This is a genomic window from Acidovorax sp. Root70 (assembly GCF_001428225.1).
GTDB lineage: Bacteria > Pseudomonadota > Gammaproteobacteria > Burkholderiales > Burkholderiaceae_C > Acidovorax.
Genome location: NZ_LMHQ01000027.1, coordinates 7,501 through 32,654, shown reverse-complemented (window position 1 = coordinate 32,654; position 25,154 = coordinate 7,501). Strand labels below are relative to the sequence as shown.

The 25,154-nt window shown below is 65.6% G+C and carries 23 protein-coding genes (1 of these 23 running past the window's edge); 19 read left to right on the top strand and 4 right to left on the bottom strand.

Annotated features, from left to right (window positions below; genetic code table 11):
- Nucleotides 1–17 precede the first annotated feature (17 nt).
- Nucleotides 18–854, top strand: coding sequence for an META domain-containing protein (locus tag ASD94_RS13385; RefSeq protein WP_082576876.1), 837 nt, complete (start codon nucleotides 18–20; stop codon nucleotides 852–854).
- Nucleotides 855–988: 134 nt separating this feature from the next.
- On the opposite strand, the gene ASD94_RS13380 is transcribed toward ASD94_RS13385, so the two are convergent.
- Nucleotides 989–1,912 carry a phosphoribosylaminoimidazolesuccinocarboxamide synthase gene (locus ASD94_RS13380; RefSeq protein WP_056643719.1) on the bottom strand — a complete coding sequence of 308 codons (924 nt, stop codon included), beginning with the start codon at nucleotides 1,910–1,912 and terminating at the stop codon, nucleotides 989–991.
- A 217-nt stretch (nucleotides 1,913–2,129) separates the two neighbouring features.
- On the opposite strand from ASD94_RS13380, the gene ASD94_RS13375 reads away from it, so the two are divergent.
- The 4 genes from ASD94_RS13375 (at nucleotide 2,130) to hprK (ending at nucleotide 5,502) form a co-directional block, all read left to right on the top strand.
- Nucleotides 2,130–3,356, top strand: coding sequence for an MFS transporter (locus ASD94_RS13375; protein ID WP_056644118.1), 1,227 nt, complete (start codon nucleotides 2,130–2,132; stop codon nucleotides 3,354–3,356).
- A 231-nt stretch (nucleotides 3,357–3,587) separates the two neighbouring features.
- A complete protein-coding gene (gene hpf / locus ASD94_RS13370) occupies nucleotides 3,588–3,923 on the top strand; it encodes a ribosome hibernation-promoting factor, HPF/YfiA family (RefSeq protein ID WP_056643717.1) in 336 nt (111 codons plus the stop codon).
- Nucleotides 3,924–4,022: 99 nt separating this feature from the next.
- Nucleotides 4,023–4,490, top strand: coding sequence for a PTS sugar transporter subunit IIA (locus ASD94_RS13365; protein WP_015016130.1), 468 nt, complete (start codon nucleotides 4,023–4,025; stop codon nucleotides 4,488–4,490).
- A 55-nt stretch (nucleotides 4,491–4,545) separates the two neighbouring features.
- Nucleotides 4,546–5,502: an HPr(Ser) kinase/phosphatase gene (hprK, locus tag ASD94_RS13360; RefSeq protein WP_056643715.1), complete on the top strand. Its 957-nt coding sequence runs from the start codon at nucleotides 4,546–4,548 to the stop codon at nucleotides 5,500–5,502.
- Nucleotides 5,503–5,621: 119 nt separating this feature from the next.
- Here hprK and fur read toward each other — a convergent pair whose 3' ends face one another.
- Entirely contained in the window at nucleotides 5,622–6,038 is a 417-nt protein-coding gene (fur, locus tag ASD94_RS13355; protein ID WP_056643713.1) for a ferric iron uptake transcriptional regulator, read from the bottom strand.
- Nucleotides 6,039–6,131: 93 nt separating this feature from the next.
- Between fur and ASD94_RS13350 the strand changes: the two genes are divergently transcribed.
- The 6 genes from ASD94_RS13350 to lptE all read left to right on the top strand — a co-directional run bounded on the left by ASD94_RS13350 (nucleotide 6,132) and on the right by lptE (nucleotide 12,093).
- A complete protein-coding gene (locus ASD94_RS13350; RefSeq protein WP_056643712.1) occupies nucleotides 6,132–6,695 on the top strand; it encodes an outer membrane protein assembly factor BamE in 564 nt (187 codons plus the stop codon).
- A gap of 63 nt (nucleotides 6,696–6,758) precedes the next feature.
- Nucleotides 6,759–7,598 (top strand): 4-hydroxy-tetrahydrodipicolinate reductase, encoded by an 840-nt coding sequence (dapB, locus tag ASD94_RS13345; protein ID WP_082576875.1) that lies wholly within the window; start codon nucleotides 6,759–6,761, stop codon nucleotides 7,596–7,598.
- Between the two features lie 13 nt (nucleotides 7,599–7,611).
- Complete coding sequence (locus ASD94_RS13340; RefSeq protein WP_056643708.1) at nucleotides 7,612–8,292, top strand: MotA/TolQ/ExbB proton channel family protein; 681 nt, start codon at nucleotides 7,612–7,614, stop codon at nucleotides 8,290–8,292.
- Between the two features lie 23 nt (nucleotides 8,293–8,315).
- Entirely contained in the window at nucleotides 8,316–8,768 is a 453-nt protein-coding gene (locus ASD94_RS13335) for a biopolymer transporter ExbD (protein ID WP_056643707.1), read from the top strand.
- A 99-nt stretch (nucleotides 8,769–8,867) separates the two neighbouring features.
- On the top strand, nucleotides 8,868–11,591 hold the full coding sequence (gene leuS / locus ASD94_RS13330) for a leucine--tRNA ligase (protein WP_056643705.1): 2,724 nt from the start codon (nucleotides 8,868–8,870) through the stop codon (nucleotides 11,589–11,591).
- Between the two features lie 4 nt (nucleotides 11,592–11,595).
- Entirely contained in the window at nucleotides 11,596–12,093 is a 498-nt protein-coding gene (lptE, locus tag ASD94_RS13325; protein ID WP_056068079.1) for an LPS assembly lipoprotein LptE, read from the top strand.
- 32 nt (nucleotides 12,094–12,125) lie between these two features.
- Here lptE and rocF read toward each other — a convergent pair whose 3' ends face one another.
- Complete coding sequence (gene rocF, locus ASD94_RS13320) at nucleotides 12,126–13,103, bottom strand: arginase (protein ID WP_056643703.1); 978 nt, start codon at nucleotides 13,101–13,103, stop codon at nucleotides 12,126–12,128.
- Between the two features lie 188 nt (nucleotides 13,104–13,291).
- Between rocF and holA the strand changes: the two genes are divergently transcribed.
- Together holA and ASD94_RS13310 are read left to right on the top strand one after the other, a co-directional pair.
- Nucleotides 13,292–14,371: a DNA polymerase III subunit delta gene (holA, locus tag ASD94_RS13315; protein ID WP_056643701.1), complete on the top strand. Its 1,080-nt coding sequence runs from the start codon at nucleotides 13,292–13,294 to the stop codon at nucleotides 14,369–14,371.
- Nucleotides 14,344–15,717: an FAD-binding oxidoreductase gene (locus ASD94_RS13310; protein WP_235510666.1), complete on the top strand. Its 1,374-nt coding sequence runs from the start codon at nucleotides 14,344–14,346 to the stop codon at nucleotides 15,715–15,717. Before holA ends, ASD94_RS13310 begins: the two co-directional genes overlap by 28 nt.
- Nucleotides 15,718–16,094: 377 nt before the next feature.
- Here the strand turns inward: ASD94_RS13310 and ASD94_RS13305 are convergent, their stop codons facing one another.
- Nucleotides 16,095–16,433: a hypothetical protein gene (locus ASD94_RS13305; RefSeq protein WP_156391432.1), complete on the bottom strand. Its 339-nt coding sequence runs from the start codon at nucleotides 16,431–16,433 to the stop codon at nucleotides 16,095–16,097.
- Between the two features lie 46 nt (nucleotides 16,434–16,479).
- Between ASD94_RS13305 and ASD94_RS13300 the strand changes: the two genes are divergently transcribed.
- The 6 genes from ASD94_RS13300 to ASD94_RS13275 all read left to right on the top strand — a co-directional run.
- On the top strand, nucleotides 16,480–17,760 hold the full coding sequence (locus tag ASD94_RS13300) for a glutamate-5-semialdehyde dehydrogenase (RefSeq protein WP_056643700.1): 1,281 nt from the start codon (nucleotides 16,480–16,482) through the stop codon (nucleotides 17,758–17,760).
- A gap of 60 nt (nucleotides 17,761–17,820) precedes the next feature.
- Nucleotides 17,821–19,284 (top strand): Trk system potassium transporter TrkA, encoded by a 1,464-nt coding sequence (gene trkA, locus ASD94_RS13295; RefSeq protein WP_056643698.1) that lies wholly within the window; start codon nucleotides 17,821–17,823, stop codon nucleotides 19,282–19,284.
- Nucleotides 19,285–19,311: 27 nt separating this feature from the next.
- A complete protein-coding gene (locus tag ASD94_RS13290; RefSeq protein ID WP_056643697.1) occupies nucleotides 19,312–20,778 on the top strand; it encodes a TrkH family potassium uptake protein in 1,467 nt (488 codons plus the stop codon).
- A 95-nt stretch (nucleotides 20,779–20,873) separates the two neighbouring features.
- Nucleotides 20,874–22,169 carry a glutamate--cysteine ligase gene (gene gshA / locus ASD94_RS13285; RefSeq protein ID WP_056643695.1) on the top strand — a complete coding sequence of 432 codons (1,296 nt, stop codon included), beginning with the start codon at nucleotides 20,874–20,876 and terminating at the stop codon, nucleotides 22,167–22,169.
- A gap of 265 nt (nucleotides 22,170–22,434) precedes the next feature.
- Nucleotides 22,435–24,303: a potassium transporter Kup gene (locus ASD94_RS13280; RefSeq protein WP_056643693.1), complete on the top strand. Its 1,869-nt coding sequence runs from the start codon at nucleotides 22,435–22,437 to the stop codon at nucleotides 24,301–24,303.
- A 167-nt stretch (nucleotides 24,304–24,470) separates the two neighbouring features.
- A protein-coding gene (locus ASD94_RS13275) for a benzoate/H(+) symporter BenE family transporter (RefSeq protein ID WP_056643691.1) crosses the window boundary here: on the top strand, nucleotides 24,471–25,154 show its 5' portion. It continues 504 nt past the right edge of the window; the window shows 684 of its 1,188 coding nt (coding positions 1–684); the start codon lies at nucleotides 24,471–24,473; its stop codon lies off the right edge, out of view.

The following is a 25,154-nucleotide window of genomic DNA, read 5'->3' as shown; positions in this document are numbered from 1 at the left end:
CGACCACGGCACTCGCCATGGTGCTTCGACCCGGGCGCAAGGGGCTCTGCGCTGGCTGGGCCCGCCGCGGGCTGTACTGCAGTGTTTTCTGGGGACTGCTGGGGCTGGCTGGCTGCGCCACCCGCCCCCCTGAACCGGATGCTGTCGTGACGGGTGTGGCGCTGTCACGAGAGCGCGTGGTGTTTCCCCCCGAGGCGGTGTTTGAGGCCACGCTGCTGGATGTCACCCAGCCGGACCAACCGCCCGTCGTCCTGGGGCGGCAACGCCGAGCGCCTGCGGGCCAGCCTCCCTACGCATTGCGGATTCCCTACCCTTCGATGCGGTTTGCGCCCAAGGGGCGTTACGAGGTGCGGTCCACCGTGACCTTGGAAGGGCGTTTGCTGCTCGCCAGCGACAGGCGCTACCCCGTGCCCCAGGAGGCCGCCTACCGCCATGTTGACGTTCAAATGCAGCGGATGCTGCCTCAGACTGCCACGGTGGAGGCGTCGGTACCCCTGCTGCTGACCCATTGGAGGCTCGTCGAGATGGGGGGAGAAGCCGTCCCAAGCCCTTCCGACGGCGCGGTGGCTCCCCACCTGGTTTTTCAGGCAGAGGAGGCGCGGGTGATCGGTTCGGGCGGTTGCAACCGCTTTCTGGCCAACTACGAGTGGCAGCCGCAAAGCGGGCGGCTGCGTTTGGGCCAGTTGGTGTCCAACATCGCTTTGTGTCTGCAGAGCAGCGGGATCGAGACCCGTTATTTTGAAGCCCTGTTGGCGGTGCAAGGCTTTCGCCAGGACGGCACCCGGCTGGTGCTGCGAGGAGCAGACGGCGAGCCCTTGTTGCGGTTTGAGGCGGCCGAGACGCCGCTGCGCTGAAGGCGGCCAAGGGGGCGTCGGGCTTGCATCGCGCAACAGTCTGGCGGGCGCACGGCCAGGCGGCTCTCCCGTGCTTTCAAAAGATCAGCGGGAGCCGGAAGGACCCGGTCCCCAAGAAGCCGCCTCGGAAACGTTTAGGCCGAGGTCAGCCGCTCCAGCGCCTCGCGGTATTTGGCCGCTGTCTTCTCGATCACCGCTTGGGGCAGGCGGGGCGACGGCGCTGTCTTGTCCCAGGGTTTGCCATTGACCTGGGCCTGTTCCAGCCAATCACGCACAAACTGCTTGTCATAGCTGGGCGGGTTTTCGCCTTTGGCCAGGGCCTCTGCGTAGCCTTCCACGGGCCAGTAGCGGGAGCTGTCGGGGGTCAGCACCTCGTCCATCAGCACCAGCGTGCCATCGGGTGCCAGGCCGAACTCGAACTTGGTGTCGGCAATGATCATTCCCTTGGTGAGCGCGATGTCGGCTGCGGCCTTGTAGATCGCAATGCTCAGGTCGCGGATGCGGGTGGCCAGGTCCAGGCCGATCATCTCCACCGTGCGTTCGAATGTGATGTTCTCGTCATGCTCGCCCATGGCGGCCTTGGCAGCGGGCGTGTAGATGGGTTCGGGCAGCTTGGCGGCGTTGGTCAGGCCTTCGGGCAGGGGCACGCCGCAGACCGAGCGCGACTCCTGGTATTCCTTCCAGCCGCTGCCGGCCAGGTAGCCGCGCACCACGGCTTCGACCGGGATGGGTTGGAGGCGCTGCACCAGCATCGAGCGGCCACGGATCTGGGGGGCCTCTTCAGGGCTCACCACGCTCTCGGGGGCGTCGCCTGTGAGGTGGTTGGGGCAGATGTGACCGAGCTTGTCGAACCAGAACAGGGCCATCTGCGTGAGCAGCTCACCCTTGCCGGGGATGGGTTCACCCATGATCACGTCGAAGGCCGAGAGGCGGTCGCTGGCCACCATCAGGATGCGGTCGTCGCCCACGGCGTAGTTGTCGCGCACCTTGCCGCGTGCCAGCAGGGGCAGCGAAGTCAGGGCCGAAGTGTGCAGGGCGGTGGGGCTGGGCTGGGTCATGGTGTCGGTGTGGGCGGTGGGTATCCGCTGCGGGCAGGCCGAAGAACGTAGGGGAGGGGGTGCGGCAGGCCAAGCCTGGCCGCAACCCGGCGATTTTACGCGCCGGCCTGGAGCGCGGAGGTTTCCCAGGGGCTTGCGGCGGCAGGGGTGCGCGCCCGGTACGCATGCGGCACACTGGGCGGCCCTGAACCCGCCTGGGCCTTTGTGGCCATCTGCCGTGTCTTCTTCCCCTGCGCTTTCTCCTCGCCGCGAGCTGTGGCTGCTGCTGACGCTGGCAGGCATCCAGTTCACCCACATCCTCGACTTCATGATCATGATGCCGCTGGGGCCGCAGCTGACGCAGCTGTTCGCGATCAGCGACGCGCAGTTTGGGTTGCTGGTATCCGCCTATACGCTGTCGGCCGGTGCGTCGGGCCTGCTGGCCTCGACCTACATCGACCGATTCGGTCGCAAGCGGCTGCTGCTGGTGCTCTACGGCCTGTTTGGGCTGGCGACGCTGGCCTGCGGCCTGGCGCCCACCTACGGCACGCTGATGGTGGCGCGCATTCTCGCGGGGACTTTTGGCGGCGTGCTGTCGGCCTTGTCGCAGACCATCGTGGCCGATGTGGTGCCCTTTGAGCGGCGCGGGCGCGCCATGGGCATCGTGATGACGTCGTTTTCTGTGTCCACGGTGGCGGGGGTGCCCCTGGGCCTGATCCTTGCGCAGTACGGGGGCTGGAACCTGCCGTTCATTGGCATTGCCGCCATGGTGGGTGTGCTGGCTGTGCAGGCTGCCCGCACGCTGCCAACCATGACGGGCCATGTGCAGGCTGCGAACGGGCGGTCTGTATTGGGCGGCATCACGCAGGTGCTGGCCGATGGCAACCACCGCTGGGCCTTTCTGTTCTCGGCGTTGCTGATGTTTACAGGTTTTACGGTGATCCCGTACATCACCATTTACATGCAGACGAATGCTGGCGTGCGCGCCGACCAAGTGCCGCTGGTGTACCTGTGCGGCGGGGTGGTGACCTTGTTCACGGCGCGGCTGTTTGGGCGGATGACCGACCGGCGCGGCAAGGTGTCGACGTTTCGTTGGCTGGCCTTGGCGGGCCTGCCATGCATCCTTGGCATCACCCTGGTGCAGGGGTTGCCGCTGTGGGGGGTGTTGATCGTGTCGACGCTGATGTTCACTTTTGTCAGCGGCCGCATGATCCCGGGCATGGCCATCATCGCCTCGGCGGCGCACGCGCCGTTGCGGGGGACCTTCATGACACTGAACGCGTCTGTGCAATCGGCCTCGATGGGGGTCGCGTCTTTTGTGGGTGGGGTGCTGATCAGCCGCGATGCGCAGGGGCTGGTGCAGAACTACTGGGTGGCCGCGCTGGTGGGCATCAGTGCCAGCGCGCTATCGATGCTGGTGGTGGGCCGACTCAAGCTCCATGGTGCGGCGCCGTCAGCCCGTTGAGGGGGATCTTGCGCAGGAATCTGCGGCCCCTCCAATCCGCTCATTGTGCGCGCTTTTGGAGCGCTTGGCACCTTGCCGGGCATAACCCAGTGGCCTGCGGCGGTATGGGATTGCTTTTCGGGGAGGGCGGGGGCATAGTGAACTCACGTCAACGGATGCATCCAAGTTCGCCGAGCCGCTCCTCTGATCCAGGGCGGCGTTTTTCCACCGAGAGCCACAGGAGACTTATTTATGAACTTGACGATCAGCGGTCACCACCTCGAAGTTACCCCCGCCTTGCGCAGCTACGTCACCACCAAGCTGGATCGGATCACCCGCCATTTTGACCAAGTTGTCGATGTCAAGGTACTGCTGACGGTAGAGAAGCAAAAGGAAAAGGAAAAGAGACAGCGAGCGGAATGCAATATTCATGTCAAGGGCAGCGACCTGTTTGCGGAAAGCTCCCACGCCGACCTGTATGCCGCTGTGGACGAGTTGGTTGATAAGATGGACCGTCAGGTCGTGCGCCACAAGGATCGTTTGCAAGACCACCACCACGAAGCCGTCAAGCGCGAACTGAATGCTTGATGCGCCAGCCCTGAGCCTGGCAAAGCAGCCGCCCTTTTGGGCGGTTTTTTGTTGCCCTCAGGGTTTTTGCCAATATGTGCATAATTGTTACCCTTGACCATGAACCGACTCGCCTCCATCCTGCCCTCCGCTCAAGTGCTTGTGAGCGTGGACGCCACCAGCAAGAAGCGTGCTTTTGAAGAAGCGGGTCTGCTGTTCGAGAGCCAGCATGGGCTGTCGCGCGCCCTGATCACCGACAGTCTGTTTGCACGCGAGCGCCTGGGCTCCACCGGGCTCGGTCATGGCGTGGCCATTCCCCATGGGCGCATCAAGGGCCTCAAGGCACCGATGGCCGCGGTGTTCCAGTTACTCAACCCCATCGGCTTCGACGCACCGGACGAATTGCCGGTCGGTCTGCTGATCTTTTTGCTGGTGCCCGAGGCGGCGACGCAAAAGCACCTGGAAATCCTGTCCGAAATTGCCGAGCTGCTCAGCGACTCGGCCTTGCGGGAGAAACTCAAGGCCTGCACCGATGCCACGGAGTTGCACGGCATGATTGCAGGCTGGCAGTCCACGCAGGCCGCCTGAGTTCCTGCACTACACGCCCTCCCCCACACCGTTTTTTTGCACTGACTGAACCGCCGTGAAGCCCAATGTTGTCAGTGCCGACGTCCTTTTTGAGGAGTTTCGCGGCCTGCTGAAGTGGGAATGGGTGGCGGGTCTTGGGGCCTCAGAGCGCCGCTTTGACGAAGTGGCCGTGCGCTCCGCGCGTTCCGGCGCCGACCTGGTCGGCTACCTCAACTACATCCATCCCTACCGGGTCCAGATCCTCGGCGAGCGCGAAATCGCCTACCTGAGCAACGCGTCCCCCGACGATTGCAAGCGCCGCATTGCCCGCATCGTGACGCTGGAGCCGCCGGTTCTGGTGCTGGCCGACAACCAGACCGCCCCCGATGCGCTGGTGTCGATGTGCGAGCGCGCGCAGATCCCGATGTTCTCCACGCACGAGTCGTCGGCGTTTGTCATCGACGTGCTGCGCGCCTACCTGTCCAAGCACTTTGCCGACCGCACCACGATGCACGGCGTGTTCATGGACATCCTGGGCTTAGGCGTGATGATCACCGGCGAGTCGGGCCTGGGCAAAAGCGAACTAGGCCTGGAGCTGATCTCGCGCGGCAACGGCCTGGTGGCCGACGATGCGGTGGACCTGTTTCGTATCAACCAGACCACCATCGAGGGCAAGTGCCCCGAACTCCTGCAGAACCTGCTGGAAGTGCGCGGCATTGGCCTGCTCGACATCCGCGCCATCTTTGGCGAGACGGCCGTGCGCCGCAAGATGCGCCTCAAGCTCATCGTGCACCTGGTGCGCAAGGAAACGATGGAGCGGGACTACGAGCGCCTGCCGTACGAGCCGCTCACCCAGGATGTGCTGGGTGTGCCCGTGCTCAAGGTCGTGATCCAGGTGGTGGCCGGCCGCAACATCGCTGTGCTGGTCGAAGCCGCCGTGCGCAACACCATCCTGCAGTTGCGCGGCATCGATACGTACCAGGAGTTCGTCGAGCGCCACCGCCGCGCCATGGAGCGCGATACCGGCGGCTAGCGGCGCTCAGGCCGACGAAACTGGCGCGGCCCATGCCAGGGCTCCCGCGCAAGGGCCGCCCCGCAGCGCTGGGAGCGTCCCCCTCTGGGGGAAGACGCCGAAGGCGGCTCAGGGGGGAGTCATTTCTTCGCGCAGGCAGCGCACTGGCCGTACAGCGCCATGGTGTGGTCCTGCACCACCCAGCCCTTGGCCTTCGCCACCGCATGCTGGCGTTTTTCGATCTCCGCGTCGTAGAACTCTTCCACCTTGCCGCACGAGGTGCAGATGAAGTGGTCGTGGTGCTGCCCCTCGTTGAGCTCGTACACCGCCTTGCCGCTCTCGAAGTTGCTGCGGATCAGGATGCCGGCCTGCTCGAACTGCGTGAGCACCCGGTACACGGTGGCCAGGCCGATGTCCGAGCGTTCTTCCAGCAGCACCCGGAACACGTCTTCCGCCGTCATGTGGCGCTGCGCACCTTTCTGGAAAATCTCCAGAATCTTCAGGCGGGGCAGTGTGGCCTTGAGTCCCGTGCTTTTGAGTTCGTCGATATTGGTCATGGCTGGCTCTGTGGGGGAGGGGCGGGCAGCGGCCTCGGGGGCTGGAGGGGCTGCCGCTACAATGGGACGATCATATCCTTTGGCCTTTTACCCATGCCCGTCCAAGCCCGTTACAGCGCCCGTCTGGGCCTGGTTATGTTGATCGGTGCCAGCATGGCTGCCCTGACCGGTTGCGGCAGTCTGGATGGCGCCGGCAGTCGCATCGCCAGCATCGTCAAACCCTACCGGGTGGACGTGGTGCAGGGCAATTTCGTGTCCCGCGAGCAAGTCGAAGCCCTGCAGCCTGGCATGAGCCGCCAGCAGGTGCGCGAGATCCTCGGGACACCCCTGGTCACCAGCCTGTTCCATGCGGACCGCTGGGAGTACGTGTTCACGCTCAAACGCCCTGGCGAAGAAATCCAGACCCGCAAGCTGACCGTGTTCTTCAAGGGCGATGCCCTGGAGCGCTCTGAAGGCGATGAAATGCCGACCGAGACCGAATTCGTCGCCACGCTGGGTGCGCGCGATGGCGCCAAGGGCAAGACGCCGGTGCTGGAGGCCACGCCGGAGCAACTGGCCAAATACCCGGTGAAGGAGCGCCCCGCGCCAGCGGCTGCAACCACGCCTGCGCTGCCGGCCACCACCAGTTACCCGCCGCTCGAAGCGCCCGCGCGCTGATCCTTGCGGCACTGGCAGTGCGCCTTGTGCGCTCGCTGCCCTTTCATTGAACAGGACCCTTCCATGACCGCGACTTCTTCGCCAGCGGCCCCCGCGGCATCCCCCCTTCGTGTAGCCGTTGCCGGGGCCTCGGGCCGCATGGGCCGCATGCTGATCGAGGCTATCCGCGCCAGTGACGACTGCGTACTGGCTGGTGCGCTGGACGTGGCCGCCAGCCCCGCCATCGGCTCGGACGCCACCGCCTTTCTGGGCTACGCCAGCGGGGTGGCCATCACGGCCGACGTGGCGTCGGGCCTCAAGAACGCAGAGGTGCTGATCGACTTCACCCGCCCCGAAGGCACGCTGGCCCACCTCGCGGTATGTGCCGAACTGGGTGTGAAAGCCGTCATCGGCACGACCGGCTTCACCGATGCGCAAAAGGCCGAACTCGACACCTACGCACAGCGCACCGCCGTCATGTTCTCGCCCAACATGAGCGTGGGCGTGAACGTCACGCTCAAGCTGCTGCAAATGGCCGCCAAGGCCATGGCCACGGGGTACGACATCGAAATCATCGAAGCCCACCATCGGCACAAGGTCGATGCGCCCTCGGGCACTGCGCTCAAGATGGGCGAAGTGATTGCCGAAGCCCTGGGCCGCAATCTCAAGGACTGCGCCGTGTACGCCCGCGAAGGCGTGACGGGCGAGCGCGACCCCTCCAGCATCGGCTTTGCGGCCATCCGGGGCGGCGACATCGTGGGCGACCACACCGTGCTGTTTGCGGGCATTGGCGAGCGCATTGAGGTCACCCATAAGTCTTCCAGCCGCGCCACGTATGCGCAGGGCGCCCTGCGCGCCGTGCGTTTCCTGGCGGCCCACAAGACCGGCATGTTCGACATGTTCGACGTGCTGGGTTTGAACTGACCCGCCGACTCCCATGGACGCTCTCCACTGGTGGCGCCAGGGCGACGCTGTCACGCAAAGTGCGGCGCTGGTCTTGCTGGCCATGTCGGTGGCGAGCTGGGTGGTCATTGTGTGGAAGCTGCGGCTCATGCGCCGCGCCAGTGCTGATGTAGCCCGCTGCACGGCCGCGTTCTGGCAGGCGCCCTCTCTGGCCCTGGCGCAGCAGCGTTTGCAGTCTTTTGACCGGGATGCGCTAGTGCTTCCTTTGGTGGTTGCTGCAAATTTGATAGCGAATCACGACAGCATGGCCCAGCCCGCGCTGGCCACTGCAGGCAGCCTGTCGCAGCGCCTCACGCGGGTGCTGCGCGATGCATTGCACGATGTGCTGGGGCGCCTGCAGTTCGGGCAGGTGCTGCTGGCCACGGTGGGCTCCACGGCGCCGTTTGTGGGGCTGCTGGGCACCGTGTGGGGCATCTACCACGCGCTCACGGCCATGGCAGGTGCGGGGCAGATCACCATCGAACGCGTCTCCGGCCCCGTGGGCGAGGCCCTGGTCATGACGGCGGCTGGGCTGGCCGTGGCGATCCCTGCCGTACTGGCCTACAACGTCTTTGGCCGCTTGCTCGGTCGCATTGAGGCCGACCTGGAAGGGTTTGCGCGCGATCTGCGCGAGCTGGTCATTGACACCTCTGTCCCCGCTGATCTGCGGCCCTGAGCTCCAGGAAGCACGACCCCGTCATGGCCTTCGGAAGACTTGAACGCACCGCCGGGCCTCAGCCCATGAGCGACATCAACATGACGCCGCTGGTGGACGTGATGCTGGTGCTGGTGGTCATCTTCATCCTCACGGCACCGCTGTTGGCCAGTTCCATCCGACTGGACCTGCCGCGCACCGAGGGCGCCACGCCCGGCACGGCCCCACAATTCGTCACGCTGGTGGTCGACGCCTCGGGCCAGGCGTTTCTGGATGACCAGCCCCTGTCGCAGGCTGCGCTGGCCGAGCGCCTGCGCCGCATTGGCGCCGAGCGCCCTGACACCGAGGTGCAGCTGCGCGCCGACGCTGCCGTGCCCTATGGCCGCGTGGTCGAAGTCATGGGTGCGGCCCACTTGGCCGGGCTGCAGCGCATCGGATTTGTGGCCGAACCTGCGGCGAATCCTGTGTCGCCTGCGTCTCCAGCCCCGTCCCGCTGACCCACCCCGGCTGCTGGCACGCTGGTGCCAGTCCCTGACCGCCTAAAATCCCTGCAGCGCGGCCCTGCGGCTGCACTCTTCTCTCACCCCCGAGCTCCCATGCAAGACAAATACTCTCCCCAAGACGTCGAACGCGCGGCGCACGACCACTGGACCGCCACCGACGCCTACCGCGTGACGGAAGACACGAGCAAGAAGAAGTTCTACGCCTGCTCCATGCTGCCCTACCCCAGCGGCAAGCTGCACATGGGCCACGTGCGCAACTACACCATCAACGACATGCTCACGCGCTACCTGCGCATGAACGGCCACAACGTCTTGATGCCCATGGGCTGGGACGCCTTCGGCCTGCCCGCCGAAAACGCTGCGCTGAAAAACGGTGTGCCCCCGGCCAAGTGGACGTACGAAAACATCGCGTACATGAAAAAGCAGATGCAGGCCATGGGCCTGGCCATCGACTGGAGCCGCGAAGTCGCCACCTGCGACCCCACCTATTACAAGTGGAACCAGTGGCTGTTTTTGAAGATGCTGGAAAAGGGCATTGCCTACCGCAAGACCCAGGTCGTGAACTGGGACCCGGTGGACCAGACTGTGCTGGCCAACGAGCAGGTGATTGACGGCAAGGGCTGGCGCACCGGTGCGGTGGTCGAAAAGCGCGAGATCCCTGGTTACTACCTCAAGATCACCGACTACGCCGAAGAGCTGCTGGGCTTTGTGACCGGTGACAAGCTGCCCGGCTGGCCCGAGCGTGTGAAGCTGATGCAGGAGAACTGGATCGGCAAGAGCGAGGGCGTACGCTTTGCGTTCACGCACGACATTGCAGGCGACGACGGTGCGCTGATCGGCGACGGCAAGATGTACGTGTTCACCACGCGTGCCGACACCATCATGGGCGTGACCTTCTGCGCCGTGGCGCCTGAGCACCCGCTGGCCGCCCATGCCGCCAAGACCAACCCCGCGCTCAAGGCCTTCATCGAAGAATGCAAGAGCGGTGGCACCACCGAGGCCGAGCTTGCCACGCAAGAGAAAAAGGGCGTGCCCACGGGCCTGTTCGTCACGCACCCACTCACCGACGAAAAGGTCGAGGTCTGGGTCGGCAACTACGTGCTGATGGGCTATGGCGACGGTGCCGTCATGGGCGTGCCCGCCCACGACGAGCGCGACTTTGCGTTCGCCCTCAAGTACGGTATCGAGATCAAGCAGGTCGTGCTGGTCGATGGCGAGCACTTTGACTACCACCAGTGGAACGACTGGTACGGCGACAAGCAGCGCGGCGTCACCATCAACTCCGACAGCTTCAGCGGCCTGTCGTACAAGGAGGCCGTGAACGCCGTGGCCCATGCGCTGGAGCAAAAGGGCCTGGGCGAGAAGAAGACCACCTGGCGTCTGCGTGACTGGGGCGTGAGCCGCCAGCGCTACTGGGGCACGCCGATCCCGATCATCCACTGCGACGAGCACGGCGCCGTGCCCGTGCCGGAAAAAGACCTGCCCGTGGTGCTGCCGCAAGACTGCATCCCCGACGGCTCCGGCAATCCGCTGCACAAGCACGAAGGCTTCCACGCGGGGGTGACCTGCCCCGTGTGCGGCAAGGCGGCCCGCCGCGAGACGGACACCATGGACACGTTTGTGGACAGCTCGTGGTACTTCATGCGGTATTGCGACCCCAAGAACGCCGACGCCATGGTGGCCGATGGCACCGCCTACTGGATGCGGGACCAGCAACATGCCACTGGCGGCAGCGGCATGGACCAGTACATCGGCGGCATTGAGCACGCCATCCTGCACTTGCTGTACGCCCGCTTCTGGACCAAGGTCATGCGCGACCTGGGGCTGGTCAAGGTCGATGAGCCCTTCACCAAGCTGCTCACCCAGGGCATGGTGCTCAACCACATCTACAGCCGCCGCACCGCCAAGGGTGGCAAGGACTACTTCTGGCCGCACGACGTGGAACATGTGCTGGACGAGGGCGGCAAGATCGTCGGCGCCAAGCTCAAGAGCGAAGCCACCAGCGGCGACGGCGTGCTGCCGGTGGGCACGCCCATCGACTATGAGGGCGTGGGCACCATGTCCAAGTCCAAGAACAACGGCGTGGACCCGCAGGACCTGATCGAGAAGTACGGCGCCGACACCGCCCGCCTATACACCATGTTCACCGCCCCGCCCGAAGCCACGCTGGAGTGGAACGACGCGGCCGTGGAAGGCAGCTATCGCTTCCTGCGCCGCGTATGGAACTTCGGTGTGAAGCTGTCTGCTATGGATATGGGAGCTGCTACCGCAAGCGTGGCTAGCGCCAGCAGCCTGAAAGACGTGGAATTTGGCAAGGAAGCCAAGGCCCTGCGCCTGGAGATCCACAACGTGCTCAAGCAGGTGGACTACGACTACCAGCGCATGCAGTACAACACCGTGGTCTCGGGCGCGATGAAGATGATCAACGCGCTCGAAGACTTCAAGGCCACCGACTCGGCCGGTGCCCAGGTGGCGCTGATCGAAGGCTTTGGCATCCTGCTGCGCTGCCTGTACCCCGCCACGCCGCACATCGCCCATAGCCTGTGGGCGGGCCTGGGCTACGCCGGTGCCTTGGGCGAACTGCTCGATGCGCCCTGGCCGCAGGTCGATGCCAGCGCCCTGGTGCAGGACGAGATCGAACTCATGCTGCAGGTCAACGGCAAGCTGCGTGGCTCCATCCATGTGCCCGCCCAGGCCGACAAGGCCGAGATCGAGCGCATTGCGCTGGCCAGCGAGGCCTTCGTGGCCCAGGCTGCCGGTGCTCATCCGAAGCGCGTGATCGTGGTGCCCGGCCGTCTGGTGAACGTGGTGGTCTGACCCCATGAACAAACGCACCCTGCTCAGCCTGGCCCCCGTGGCCCTGTTGTCTGCCTGCGGATTCCGGCTGCGTGGCGTGCCGGAGTTCGGGTTTGGCTCGCTCTACATCGCGGCCCCTGCCAGCTCGCCGCTGGCGCGGGAGCTGCAGCGCACGCTCGACGGATCGGGCAGCCAGCTCAAGCTGCTGCGCGACCCGGCCAGCATGCCGACGGCAGAGGCCATTTTCGACCTGCTGCAGGAGCAGCAGGAGCGCGTGGTGGTGGGCCTCAACGCATCGGGTCAGGTGCGCGAGCTGCAGCTGCGCCTGCGCATCAAGTTCCGCCTGCGCACGCCCACGGGCGTGGAGCTGATTCCGGACACCGAGCTGCTGCAGCAGCGCGACATCAGCTACAACGAAACCATTGCGCTGGCCAAGGAAGCCGAAGAGGCGCTGCTCTACCGCGACATGCGGACGGATCTGGTGCAGCAGCTCATGCGCCGGCTGGCCGCTGCGAAGCGTTAGGAGCGGCTCAGAGCGTCTGCTCGCTCAGGTGCTCAGGCGCTCGGCGTTGGCCCCTGTCCGAGCGAGGGCACGCGCATCAGTGTGCTCTTGCCAAACAGCGACTCCACCAGGTCCACCGCCAGCACGGCGGTGCGGTTGCGCACATCCAGCGCGGGGTTGAGTTCCACAATGTCCAGCGAGGCCAGCCGCCCGCTGTCGGCAATCATCTCCATGCACAGCTGTGCTTCGCGGTAGGTGGGGCCACCGGGCACCGTAGTGCCCACGCCGGGCGCAATGTCGGGGTCCAGAAAATCCACATCAAAGCTCACATGCAGGTGGGTGTGTGCATCCAACCCGGCCAGCGCCTGCTGCATGGTCTGGCGCATGCCCACCTCGTCGATGTAGCGCATGTCGAACACCTCCAGGCCCTGCTCGTGCACAAAGCGCTTTTCGCCCGCGTCCACACTGCGGATGCCGATCTGCCGGATCTGCGACGGGTGCAGCGCTGGCCCACCACCCGGCATGCGGGCCAGCCCGGTCAGTGCCTCGGGGCCAAACCCGCACAGGCAGGCCACGGGCATGCCATGCACATTGCCGCTGGGCGTCAGGGCACTGGTGTTGAAGTCGGCATGGGCGTCCAGCCATAGCACCCGCAGCTTCTTGCCCACCTCCGCGCAGTGGCGGGCTACGGCGCTGATGCTGCCCAGGCCCAGGCAGTGGTCACCCCCCAGCAGAATGGGCAGGTGGCCCAGCTGCAGCTCGGCATACACCGCGTCGAACACACGCTGGTTCCACTCCACCACCTCGGGCAGGTGGCGGTAGCCGTCCACCGGCGGCTGCCACGGGTTGGCCGGGCCGCTCAGGTTGCCCCGGTCAAACACCTGCAGCCCGTGGGACTCCAGCGCTGCCTGCAGGCCTGCCACACGCAAGGCCTCGGGCCCCATGGACGCGCCACGCGCGCCGGCACCGATGTCGGTAGGGGCGCCGATCAGGCTGGTGGGCTGTGCGCTGCGCAGGGCGGTGGGGGGCATGGCGGTCTGACTTTCTGGGGGGTGGCAGTGAGCGGTCGGGGCGCTGGCGCCCGGGGGAATTCTCAGGGCTTTGGACGCCAATGAACAGCGCCGCAGCTGATCGGTTCGTGGCCTCCCTTGTGCACTGTGAGGGCATCCGCTGGCAATTTGCGCGATGGCGGGTCTGCCCAGGCGATAAACTTTGCCGCATGCAAGTCGCCCTGGCCCAACTCTCTCAGCATCTTCAACGGGGCCTGTCGCCGCTTTATGTCCTGCATGGCGACGAGCCCTTGCTCCAGCAAGAGGCTGCCGATGCCATCCGTGCCACGGCCCGCTCCCAGGGCTATACCGAACGCAGCAGCTACACCGTGGCCGGTGCCCACTTCGACTGGAGCGCCGTGCTCGCCGCCGGTGGCTCGCTCAGCCTGTTTGCCGACAAGCAGATCGTCGAGATCCGCATCCCCTCAGGCAAGCCCGGCAAGGATGGCAGCGTGGCGCTGCAGCAGATTGCCGAATTGGCCCGGGGCAATGACAGCACGCTCACCATCGTCATGTTGCCGCGCCTGGACAAAGCCACCAAGACCGGTGCCTGGTTTGCCGCGCTGGAGGGCAATGGCACCTCCATCCAGATCGACCCCATCGAGCGCGGCCAGCTGCCGCAGTGGATTGCCCAGCGGCTGGCCCAGCAAGGCCAGCGCGTGGTGGCGGGCGAAGAAGGACAACGCACCCTGCAGTTCTTTGCCGACCGCGTGGAAGGCAACCTGCTGGCCGCGCACCAGGAGATTCAAAAGCTCGCGCTGCTGCACCCCGTCACGAAAGGTGACACGGGTGTCACGGGCGAACTGACCCAAGCCCAGGTCGAAGCCGCCGTGCTTAACGTGGCGCGCTACGACGTGTTCAAGCTGTCCGAATCGGTGCTGGCCGGGCAGACGGCCCGCGTGCAGCGCATGCTCGATGGCCTGCAGGCCGAGGGCGAGGCCGAAGTGCTGGTGCACTGGGCGCTGGCCGAAGACATCCGCGCCCTGAAGCGCGTGAAGGACGCCATGAACGCCGGCCGCCCCTTGCCCATGGCGCTGCGCGAAAACCGCATCTGGGGCCCCAAGGAGCGTCTGTTTGAACGCATCCTGCCCAAGGCCAGCGACGCCGCCCTGGCGCGCCTGCTGCAGTCGGCGCACACGGTGGACGGCATCGTCAAAGGCCTCAAGCAGCCCGACTGGCCGCAGGATGGCTGGCAGGCCCTGCAGCGTCTGGCGCTGCAACTGTGCCGCCTGACCAGCGCGGCCCGGTGATGGCGGCCGCTGCGGCCTCCCTGCCTTTGCGCCTGCCCAACGACGACGCCACCAACGGCTGGTCCGCCATCCTGCCCCCACGCACGCCGCGCGCTGCGCTGCAGGGTGATGTGGCGGCCGACTGGCTGGTGCTGGGCGCGGGCTTTGCGGGCTTGGCCGCCGCGCGCCGCCTGGCCGAGCTGCGCCCGCACGCCCACATCGTGGTGGTGGACGCGGGCACCGTGGGCAACAACGCCTCAGGCCGCAACTCGGGCTTTGCCATTGATGTGCCGCACAACATTGGCAGCTCGCTCGAAGAACTGCGCCAGGCTGCGCACTACCAGGCCTTGCTCACGGCGGGTATGAACGACCTGGAGCTGCTGGTGACACAGCACCGCATCGACTGCCAGTGGCGCCGCGCAGGCAAGTACCACTGCGCCGTATCGCCCGCCGCCGAGCGCACGCTGCAGCACCATGTGGATGAGCTGCGCGCCCTGGGTGCGCCGCACGCGCTGCTGGACCGCAACGCCCTGGCCGCCCGCCTGGGCACCCGCTACTTTGCCGCCGGGCTTTACACGCCGGGCACCGTGCTCCTCAACCCCGCCGCGCTGTGCCGAGGCCTGGCCGATGCGCTGCCCGCCAACGTCACCTTGCACGAGCAAACGCCCGTGCAGCGGCTGGATTTGTCGGGCGGCAAGGTGGTGGCGCACACCCCGCAGGGCCGCGTGCGTGCGCCGCAGTTGTTGCTGGCGGCCAATGGCTTTGCGCAGCAGCTGGGCTTGTTTGGCAGTGCCTGGGGGGCGGAGACGTTTCCGCTGGTCACCTTTGGATCGCTCACCGCGCCGCTCACGCCCGAGCAGCGCAGCCGCCTGGGCGCGCCCGAGGGCTGGGGCGTGACGCCCGCCAGCGCTGTGACCGGGGCCACGCTGCGCTACACGGACGACCACCGCATTCTGGTGCGCCAGGGCTTTGAATATGCGCCGCATTTTCGCGTAAGCCCTGCGGTGCGTGAGCGGGTGCGGCGTGAGCACGCTGCCGTGTTTGCTGCGCGTTTTCCGCAGCTGGGCGATGTGGCGCTGGAGCATTTTTGGGAAGGCTCGATTGCCATCACCCGCAATGGCGCGCCGCGCTGGGGGCGGCTGGCCCCGCAGGTGCATGGGGTGGCGGGGTGCAATGGGGCGGGGGTGGTGAAGTTCACGGCCCTGGGGGCGCTGGCTGCGGGTTTGGCGCTGGGGCAGGAGCATCCGTTGTTGGCGCATGCGTTGGCGTTGGGTGGGCCGACGCGGATGCCGCCGGAGCCGTTCATGGGGCTGGGGGTGCGGGCTTACATTGCGCGGGAGAAGTGGTTGGGGCGGGCGGAGGTTTGACTGTTTTTGGCCGCTATTGCTTGTGGGATAAGCGCTGGCAGCTATTGAATTGGTAGTGGTTGTCGGGGCTTGCTCGCGGATTTGGTGGCATGCCTGTGCGCACGGCGGGAGCCGGTTTGTCGCCCCGGCGGGCGAGGTACTTTTCTTTGCTTCGCCAAAGAAAAGTACCCAAAAGAAAGGCGACCCCACTGTCTGCGTCCCTGCGCTTCGCTTCGAGCAACCTGCGGTGCTCGCGTCCAGCGGGGTCTCGCTCGAACTCGCTGCGCTCAGACAATCGCGAGCCCTGATCCGCTGGCCGCTGCGCTCCTCGGCGCCTACAGAGGGGAGCGGAAACCAACAGCCACTCGGGCCATCGCTGCGCTCGGCCCTTGGGCGTGTCAGCGGGCGTTCAATGTGCCCTGTGCTTTTTCAGCCCACATGCTCAAATTCGCCACCAGATCCTTCTGGCTGAACGAGCAGCTTTCTTCCGAAAACAGCGCGCTCGATTCCAGCCGGTCCAGCAGGTTCAGCAGCACCTCGCTGTAGCGCGGGGGCAGGGCGGCGAGCAGGGTGGTTTGCTGGCGGGCCAGGGTGCCGAGGGCGGCGGCGGTGTGGTCGCCGCGTTCAAAGGCTTGCAGGGCCTGGGTGAAGGTGGTGAGCTGGGTGTGGGCGGTGTCGGTCATGGCGTAGCCGGGCGGATCGATGGTGGGTGACAGGCCCGAGGGTAAAGCAGCCATGGGCCCGCGCCCACCGGGCCGATACCAAGTGCGGCAAAATCGCTGGATGAACGCCCTCAACGTCGCTGAATACACGCACTCTCTCGGTCTCCAGGCAAAAACGGCCTCTGCGCTCATGGCCAAAGCGCCGGCAGCTATCAAAAACAAAGCGCTCAAGGCGCTGGCCCGGTTGCTGCGCGAGAACGTGGCTGCGCTACAGGTTGACAACGCCAAAGACCTGGAGCGCGCCGTGGCCAATGGGCTGGCGGGCCCGATGGTGGACCGGCTCAAGCTCACCCCCAAGGTGCTGGAGACTTGCGCCGAGGGCTGCGAGCAGCTGGCCGCCATGCCCGACATCATTGGCGAGATCCTCGGCATGAAGCAGCAGCCCAGCGGCATTCGCGTGGGCCAGATGCGGGTGCCGATTGGCGTGTTCGGCATGATTTACGAGAGCCGTCCCAACGTCACCATCGAAGCCGCGTCGTTGTCGATCAAGAGCGGCAATGCCTGCATCCTGCGCGGTGGGTCCGAGGCGATTGATTCGAACAAGGCGCTTGCCAAGATCGTGCAGCAGGCACTGGCCGAGGCGGGTCTGCCGCAAGACGCGGTGCAACTGGTGCAGACCACCGACCGCGAGGCCGTGGGCCAGCTCATCACCATGCCGCAGTTTGTGGACGTGATCATCCCGCGCGGCGGCAAGGGCCTGATCGAGCGCATCAGCCGCGATGCCAAGGTGCCCGTGATCAAACACCTGGACGGCAACTGCCACACCTATGTGGACGACCCCTGCGACATCGCCATGGCCGTCAAGGTGGCCGACAACGCCAAGACCAACAAGTACAGCCCCTGCAACGCGAGCGAAGGCCTGCTGGTGGCGCGCGGTGTGGCGGCGGAGTTTTTGCCCCAGATTGGCGCGGTGTATGCCGCCAAGGGCGTGGAGATGCGCGGTTGCCCCGAGTCGCTAGCGATTTTGCAGTCGGTGCCAGGTGCCCACCTGGTGCCCGCCACCGAGCAGGATTGGAGTGAGGAATACTTGGCCCCCATCATCAGCGTGAAGATTGTGGCGGGGGTGGACGAAGCCATCGCGCACATTAACCGCTACAGCAGCCACCACACCGACGCCATCCTGACGCGCGACCATATGCACGCCCAGCAGTTCCTGCGCGAGGTGGATTCGGCCAGCGTGATGGTGAACGCCAGTACGCGGTTTGCCGATGGCTTCGAGTACGGCCTGGGGGCCGAAATCGGCATCAGCACCGACAAGTTCCACGCGCGCGGCCCGGTGGGCATTGAAGGCCTCACTTCGCTCAAGTACGTGGTACTGGGCGAGGGCGAGGTGCGGGCCTGATGTGCTCCTGAAACAATAGCTGCTGGCGCATGTTCGACTGGCGCTTGCGGCCTATTTCACATGAAAATCATCATCCTCGGCGCCGGCCGCGTGGGCCAGAGCGTGGCAGACAGTCTGGTGTCCGAGCGCAACGACATCACCGTCATCGACACCGATGCCGCACGCCTGCGCGACCTGGAATCGCGGTTTGACCTGCGCGGGGTGGTGGGCAACGGCATCGAGCCCGCCGTGCTGGCCGAGGCGGGTGCCGAGGACACCGACCTGCTGATCGCCTGCGCCGCGCAGGACGAGACCAATCTGGTGTGCTGCAAGATCGCGCAGCTGCTGTTCAACATCCCCAAGCGCATTGCGCGGGTGCGGTCCACAGGCTTCGAGGCCCATGAACGGCTGGTGGGCCCCGAGGGGTTTGCGGTGGACCGCATCATCTGCCCTGAAGAATCGCTGACCCGCTACATCGGCAAGCTCATCGAGTACCCCGAGGCCATGCAGGTGCGCGAGTTTGCCGGGGGCCGCGCTTGCCTGGTGTCGGTGCGGGCGCGTGTGGGGGCGCCCATGGTCGGGCACTCCATTGGCGCGCTGCGCGAGAGTGCGCCGGATTTGGCAATGCGCATGGTGGCGATCTACCGGCGGTTCCCGGACGAGCCTGACCGCTTCATCGCCTGCGACGGCAAGACCCGCGTCGAGCCGGGGGACGAGGTGTTCGTGCTGGCCGCGCACGAGCACATTGCCAATGTGCTGGCCGCCCTGCACCGCCCAGCTTCCCAGCAGCCCCAGCCCGTGCGCCGCATCATGATTGCGGGCGGCGGCCGCGTGGGCCTGCGGCTGGCGCGGCAGCTCAGCCAGGCGGGCGGGCGCTTTCACATCAAGATCATCGAGGACCATGCGGACCGCTGCGTGGAGCTGGCGTCGGCCCTGCCCCCCGAGGTGCTGGTGCTGCAGGGCGACACCACCGACGAAGACCTGCTGGGTGACGAAGGCATCGAGGAGGTGGACCTGTTCCTCGCGCTCACCGACGATGACGAGGACAACATCATGTCGTGCCTGCTGGCCAAACGCATGGGCGCTAGCCGGGTGCTGGCCCTCATCAACCGGCGCAGCTATGCCGACCTGATGCACGGCACGCAGATCGACATTGCCCTGTCGCCCGCGCAGGCGATGCTGGGCGAGCTGCTGGCCTATGTGCGCCAGGGCGACGTACAGGCGGTACACAGCCTGCGCCGGGGCGTGGCCGAGGCGCTGGAGATTGTGGCGCGCGGCGACCGCAAGAGCTCGCGCGTGGTCGGCCGCAAAGTCAGCGACCTGCAGCTGCCGCGCGATGTGCACATCGGCCTGATCGTGCGCGGTCTACCCGACGCGTCGGAAACGGCGGGGGCAGCGGCTGCCGATCTGCGCGAGCCCGAGGTCATCATCCCGCGCAGCGCGACGGTGATCGAGAGCAACGACCATGTGGTGTTTTTCCTGCCCAACAAGCGGCTGGTGCGCGACGTGGAAAAGCTCTTCCGCGTGAGCGCAACTTTTTTCTGACCCGGCACCGAGCTGCGCGAGACCTCCATGACGGACATGTTTCCCGTTCTGCGCGTGCTGGGCATTCTGGTGATGACCTTCTCGCTGTCCATGGGCCTGCCGCTGGCGGTGTCGCTGTGGACGCGCGACGGCGTCTGGTTTGTGTACCCGCTGTCCATGGGCGCCACGATGCTGGCCGGCGCGTGGCTGTGGTGGCGGCTGCGGCTCTTCCGGCAGGAGCTGCAACCGCGCCATGGCGTGATGCTGGTCTCGCTGGTGTGGGCGCTGTTGCCCCTGTCGGCCGCGCTGCCGCTGATGCTGGCCGGGCACTACGCCGGGCACCCGCTGTCGTTCACGCACGCCTACTTCGAGGCGGTGTCGGGGCTGACGACCACGGGCTCCACCGTGCTTGCGGGTCTGGATGCGCTGCCGGTGTCGGTGAATGTGTGGCGCACCTTTTTGCAGTGGATGGGCGGCATGGGCATCCTGATCCTGGCCGTGGCTGTACTGCCGCTGCTGGGCGTCGGGGGCAGCCAGCTGTTCAAGGCCGAGGCGGCGGGGCCGCTGAAGGACACCAAGCTCACGCCGCGCATGACCGGCACGGCCAAGGGGCTCTGGGGGGTGTATGCGTTGTTCTCCACGCTGTGTGGCCTGGCCTACTGGGCCGCAGGCATGGCGCCGCTCGACGCGCTGATGCACATGTTCACCACCGTAAGCCTGGGCGGACTGTCGTCGCACGACCTGAGCTTTGGTTACTTCCAGTCGCCGCTGCTGGAGGCGATCTGCATCTTCTTCATGCTGGTGGCCAGCTGCAATTTCGCGTTGTACTTCATTGCCCTTCGCAAGGGCCAGTGGGGCGGCTTCTGGCGCGACCCGGAGCTGCGGGCCACGCTGTTCACGCTGGTCGGCGGTGGCTTGCTGGTGGCGCTGCTGCTGTGGGCCAAGGGCGTCTATGCGCCACTCGATGCCTTGCGCCATGGCATGTTCAATCTGGTGTCGATGGCCACCACCACCGGCTATGCCACGGTGGACTACCTGGCCTGGCCCGTGTTTGCGCCGGTGTTCATGCTGCTGCTGTCGGGCGTGGCCACCAGCGCCGGATCGACGGGCGGAGGCATCAAGATGGTGCGCATGCTCATCCTCGTCAAGCAGGCGCGCCGCGAGATGAACCGTCTGGTGCACCCACGCGCGGTGCAGCCGGTGCAGCTGGGCGATGCCGTGGTGGACAACCGGGTGATCTTCTCGGTGCTGGCCTTCATGCTGGTCTATGGCGGCACGGTCTTTGGGCTGAGCATGGTCATGCTGCTGACGGACCTGGACTCGGTGACGGCGTTCTCGGTAGTGTTGGCCAGCGTCAACTGCGCGGGGCCGGGCCTGGGCAGTGTGGGGCCTGCGTCCAACTATGCGGTGTTGACCGACTTTCAGATCTGGGTGTGTACGCTGGCCATGCTGCTGGGGCGGCTGGAGATACTGAGCTTCATGGCCTTGCTGACCCCGGCGTTCTGGCGCCGGTAGGGGGCAGGGCAGGGGCTGCACCCGGGGTCACTTGCGAAAACCTGGCGTGACCCCACATCCTACAATTCACCGCAATCGCTTCCCGAGGGCTTTCCATGGTTCCGCATCTCATCACGGCCCTCACGGGGCCGATCAACGAACTCGAACAGCGCATTCTCGACTCGATGCCCGCCATCGAACGCTGGTTCCGGCTGGAGTGGATGGAGCACACCCCGCCGTTCTACACCTCGGTGGACATCCGCAATGCGGGCTTCAAGCTGGCCCCGGTCGATACCAACCTGTTCCCGGGCGGCTGGAACAACCTGACCAAGGAGATGCTGCCCCTGGCGGTACAGGCCGCCATGGCCGCCATCGAAAAGATCTGCCCCGAAGCGCGCAACCTGCTCATCATCCCCGAGAACCACACGCGCAACACGTTCTACCTGTCCAACGTGGTGCAGCTGCAGCGCATCTTCAACATGGCGGGTCTCAACGTGCGGGTGGGCTCCATCAGCCCCGAGATCAAGAAGTCCACGTTGATCGAGCTGCCCAACGGCGACTCGGTAACGCTGGAACCCGTGGTCCGCAACAAGGGGCGCCTGGGGCTCAAGAATTTTGACCCCTGCACCATCCTGCTCAACAACGACCTCTCGGCCGGCGCGCCCGGCATTCTGGAGGATATCCACGAACAGTACCTGCTGCCGCCGCTGCATGCCGGCTGGAGCGTGCGCAAGAAGAGCACGCACTTCAAGAATTACGAAGAAGTGGCCAAGCGCTTTGGCAAGATGCTGGGCATCGACCCCTGGCTCATCAACCCCATGTACAGCCAGTGCGACGGCATGGACTTTGCCGAAGACAAGGGGATGGACAAGCTGCAGACTACCGTGGACGCCTTGCTAACCAAGGTGCGGCGCAAGTACAAGGAATACGGCATCAACGAGAAGCCGTTCGTCATCGTCAAGGCCAACAACGGCACCTACGGCATGGGCGTGATGACCGTGCGCGATGCCAAGGAGCTGGACGCGATGAACCGCAAGACCAAGAACAAGATGGCCGTCATCAAGGACGGCCAGCCGGTCAGCGACCTCATCATCCAGGAAGGCGTGCTGACCCAGGAGCGGGTGCACGAGGCCGTGGCCGAGCCCGTGGTCTACATGATGGACCGTTACGTGGTGGGCGGCTTCTACCGCATGCACGCCGAGCGCGGCGTGGACGAGAACCTCAATGCCCCGGGTGCGAGCTTTGTGCCGCTGGCCTTCGAGCACAGCACCCACATGCCCCAGCCCGGCGTGCGCCCTGGGGTGAGCGCACCCAACCGCTTCTATATGTATGGCGTGGTGGCTCGGCTGGCGATGCTCGCGGCCAGCTATGAACTGGAGGCGACCAACCCCGACGCCGAGGTGTACGACTAAACCCCCTGTGTGCCCGTGCCGCTGAGTCCCTGTGCGGCTTGGCGAAGCGGGCTTGTCCAGGTTGGCGGCGCCCTGGAGTGGCCCGCGCAACGGCCTGCAGCGGGAGGGCGCCGCCCGGCATGCCACGCCCACGCCCGCTTGCCAAGAGCGAGTTGCTGCATTGCAACATGGAGTGGTGCCTCCAGACGCTTGATCTGGCTCAGGCGCACAATAGCGTTCCCAAAAGTAACGGAACCCCGTCTGGCCGAGCGCCCGGGGGTGGTCAGTGCAAAGCTCCAAGTCATCGCTCGCAGCGCTCACGCTGGGCGCCATCGGTGTTGTGTATGGCGATATCGGCACCAGCGTGCTGTATGCCGTCAAGGAGGTGTTCGGGTCCGGCCATGTGCCTTTCACGCCCGCAAACGTCTACGGCATCCTCTCCATCTTTTTCTGGACCCTCACGGTCATCGTCTCCCTGAAGTACGTGGTGCTGGTGCTGCGCGCCGACAACAACGGCGAAGGTGGTCTCATCGCCATGCTGGCCCTGGCCTCGCAGGCCGTCAAAGACAAACCCCAGCTGCGCAGCGTGCTGCTGGGCGTGGGTATTTTTGGCACGTCGCTGTTTTATGGCGATGGCGTCATCACCCCGGCCATCTCGGTGCTGTCGGCGGTGGAGGGGCTGGAGGTGGTGTCCGAGCACTTCAAGCACTACGTGATCCCGATCACGCTGGTGGTGCTGTTTTGCCTGTTTGCCGTGCAAAAGCGCGGCACGGGCGGCATTGGCAAGTTTTTTGGCCCCATCACGCTGGTGTGGTTTATCACCATCGCGCTGCTGGGCGTGTCGCACATCGTGGGCCACCCGGAGATCTTGTGGGCGCTGAGCCCGCACCACGCGCTGGGCTTCATGTGGGCCAACCCGGGCACCAGCTTCATCATTCTGGGCGCGGTGGTGCTGTGCGTGACGGGGGCCGAAGCGTTGTATGCCGACCTGGGCCACTTCGGCAAGCGTCCGATCCGCATGGCCTGGTTTGGCGTGGCCATGCCGGCGCTCACGCTCAATTATTTTGGCCAGGGCGCACTGCTGCTGGCAGAGCCCGAGGCCGTCAAGAACCCATTTTTTCTGATGGCGCCTGACTGGGCACTGGTGCCCTTGGTCATCCTGGCCACCATGGCCACCGTGATTGCCTCGCAGGCGCTGATCACCGGCGCGTTCAGCGTGACCAAACAGGTCATCCAGCTGGGCTACCTGCCGCGCCTGAACATCCAGCACACCAGCGTGCGCGACACGGGCCAGATCTATATGCCGCTGGTCAACTGGGGGCTGTTCGTGGCCATCGTGCTGGCGGTGGTGATGTTCCGCTCGTCGAGCAATCTGGCAGCCGCTTACGGCATCGCGGTGACGCTGGACATGCTGATCACCACCACGCTGACCTTCTTCGTGATCCGCTACGGCTGGGGCTATCCGTTGGCGCTGTGCATCGCGGCCACGGGCTGCTTCTTTGTGGTGGACCTGGCGTTCTTCGCCTCCAACCTGCTAAAGCTGTTCCAAGGCGGCTGGTTCCCGCTGATGATCGGCGGCATCGTGTTCTCGCTCATGATGACCTGGAAGGAAGGGCGCCGCCTGCTCAACGACAAGCTGCGCGCCGATGCCATCGACCTCAAGGACTTTCTGGAATCGATCTTCATCAGCCCGCCGACACGGGTGGATGGCACGGCCGTCTTCCTGACGGCCGAAACCGGCGCGGTGCCCAATGCCTTGCTGCACAACCTCAAGCACAACAAGGTTCTGCATCAGCAGAACTTGTTTGTCACCGTACACAACCATGAGACACCCTGGATTGGCCTGGACAAGCGGCTGCAGGTCGAGTCGCTGGGGCACGACTGCTGGCAGGTGGTGGTGCACTACGGCTTCAAGAACGACCCCGACCTGCCCCGTGCGCTGGAGCTGCTGCGCGGGCGAGGCTGTGAGCTGGAGCCCATGACCACCAGCTATTTCCTCTCGCGCGACACCGTCATCCCCACCATCGGCAGCGGCATGGCGCCCTGGCGCGAGAAGCTGTTCGCCCAGATGCACCACAACGCCAGTGGCGCGGCTGACTTCCTGCACTTGCCCAATAACGCGGTGGTGGAGCTGGGCTCCAAGATCGAGATCTGACCGCAGGGGCTCTCCAAGCCCCCTGCAGGTACTGCGAGGCGGTTTGAGGCTGTTTTTGCACGGTAGCGCTAGTGTCAATTGCCTAAATTGCTATTAATAGTGTAGTGATTCGAGCACGCTGCCGGTCTCCCTAATAGCGAGGCGCGTGCGGTGACAGAATCGCGCCCATGCAATTTTTCAAAGACCTGAGCCTTTCCACGGCAGTGGCGGGCTTCGTGGCGGTGCTGGTGGGCTTTACCAGTTCGGTGGCCATCGTATTCCAGGCCGCCCAGGCGTTTGGCGCCACGCCTGCGCAGATTACCTCCTGGATGTGGGCCTTGGGGCTGGGCATGGGGCTGTGTTCGCTGGTGCCCTCGCTGATCCTGCGCCAGCCCGTCATGGTGGCCTGGTCCACACCGGGCGCCGCCGTGCTGGCCACGGCGGGGTTGGCGGGCGGCTTCAGCATGGGCGAGGCCATCGGCGCCTTCATGATCAGCGCCTTGCTCATTACTCTGGCGGGCGTTACCGGCTGGTTTGAGCGCGTGATGAGCCGCATCCCCATGGAGATCGCCGCGGCCCTGCTGGCTGGCGTGCTGGCCCGCTTCGGCCTGCAGGCGTTTGCGGCAGCCCAGACCGCGTTACCCTTGGTGCTGCTGATGTTGATGGTCTATCTGGTGAGCCGCCGTCTGGCTGCGCGGTATGCGGTGGTCATCACCCTCGCGGTGGCGGTGGTGTTTGTGGCCTCCCGGGGGCAGATGGCCTGGTCGGCGGTGCAGCTGGAGTTGGCCCTGCCGGTTTTCACCACGCCTCAGTTCAGCGTAGCTGCTGCCGTCAGCCTGGCAATTCCCTTGTTTGTGGTCACCATGGCGTCG

Bases quoted from the DNA above. Each gene is read 5' to 3' on its own strand.
- ASD94_RS13385 (WP_082576876.1), top strand. From the start codon at position 18: ATGGTGCTTCGACCCGGGCGCAAGGGGCTCTGCGCTGGCTGGGCCCGC.
- ASD94_RS13380 (WP_056643719.1), bottom strand. From the start codon at position 1,912: ATGACCCAGCCCAGCCCCACCGCCCTGCACACTTCGGCCCTGACTTCG.
- hpf (WP_056643717.1), top strand. From the start codon at position 3,588: ATGAACTTGACGATCAGCGGTCACCACCTCGAAGTTACCCCCGCCTTG.
- ASD94_RS13365 (WP_015016130.1), top strand. From the start codon at position 4,023: ATGAACCGACTCGCCTCCATCCTGCCCTCCGCTCAAGTGCTTGTGAGC.
- fur (WP_056643713.1), bottom strand. From the start codon at position 6,038: ATGACCAATATCGACGAACTCAAAAGCACGGGACTCAAGGCCACACTG.
- ASD94_RS13350 (WP_056643712.1), top strand. From the start codon at position 6,132: ATGCCCGTCCAAGCCCGTTACAGCGCCCGTCTGGGCCTGGTTATGTTG.
- dapB (WP_082576875.1), top strand. From the start codon at position 6,759: ATGACCGCGACTTCTTCGCCAGCGGCCCCCGCGGCATCCCCCCTTCGT.
- ASD94_RS13340 (WP_056643708.1), top strand. From the start codon at position 7,612: ATGGACGCTCTCCACTGGTGGCGCCAGGGCGACGCTGTCACGCAAAGT.
- ASD94_RS13335 (WP_056643707.1), top strand. From the start codon at position 8,316: ATGGCCTTCGGAAGACTTGAACGCACCGCCGGGCCTCAGCCCATGAGC.
- leuS (WP_056643705.1), top strand. From the start codon at position 8,868: ATGCAAGACAAATACTCTCCCCAAGACGTCGAACGCGCGGCGCACGAC.
- lptE (WP_056068079.1), top strand. From the start codon at position 11,596: ATGAACAAACGCACCCTGCTCAGCCTGGCCCCCGTGGCCCTGTTGTCT.
- rocF (WP_056643703.1), bottom strand. From the start codon at position 13,103: ATGCCCCCCACCGCCCTGCGCAGCGCACAGCCCACCAGCCTGATCGGC.
- holA (WP_056643701.1), top strand. From the start codon at position 13,292: ATGCAAGTCGCCCTGGCCCAACTCTCTCAGCATCTTCAACGGGGCCTG.
- ASD94_RS13305 (WP_156391432.1), bottom strand. From the start codon at position 16,433: ATGGCTGCTTTACCCTCGGGCCTGTCACCCACCATCGATCCGCCCGGC.
- ASD94_RS13300 (WP_056643700.1), top strand. From the start codon at position 16,480: ATGAACGCCCTCAACGTCGCTGAATACACGCACTCTCTCGGTCTCCAG.
- trkA (WP_056643698.1), top strand. From the start codon at position 17,821: ATGAAAATCATCATCCTCGGCGCCGGCCGCGTGGGCCAGAGCGTGGCA.
- ASD94_RS13290 (WP_056643697.1), top strand. From the start codon at position 19,312: ATGACGGACATGTTTCCCGTTCTGCGCGTGCTGGGCATTCTGGTGATG.
- gshA (WP_056643695.1), top strand. From the start codon at position 20,874: ATGGTTCCGCATCTCATCACGGCCCTCACGGGGCCGATCAACGAACTC.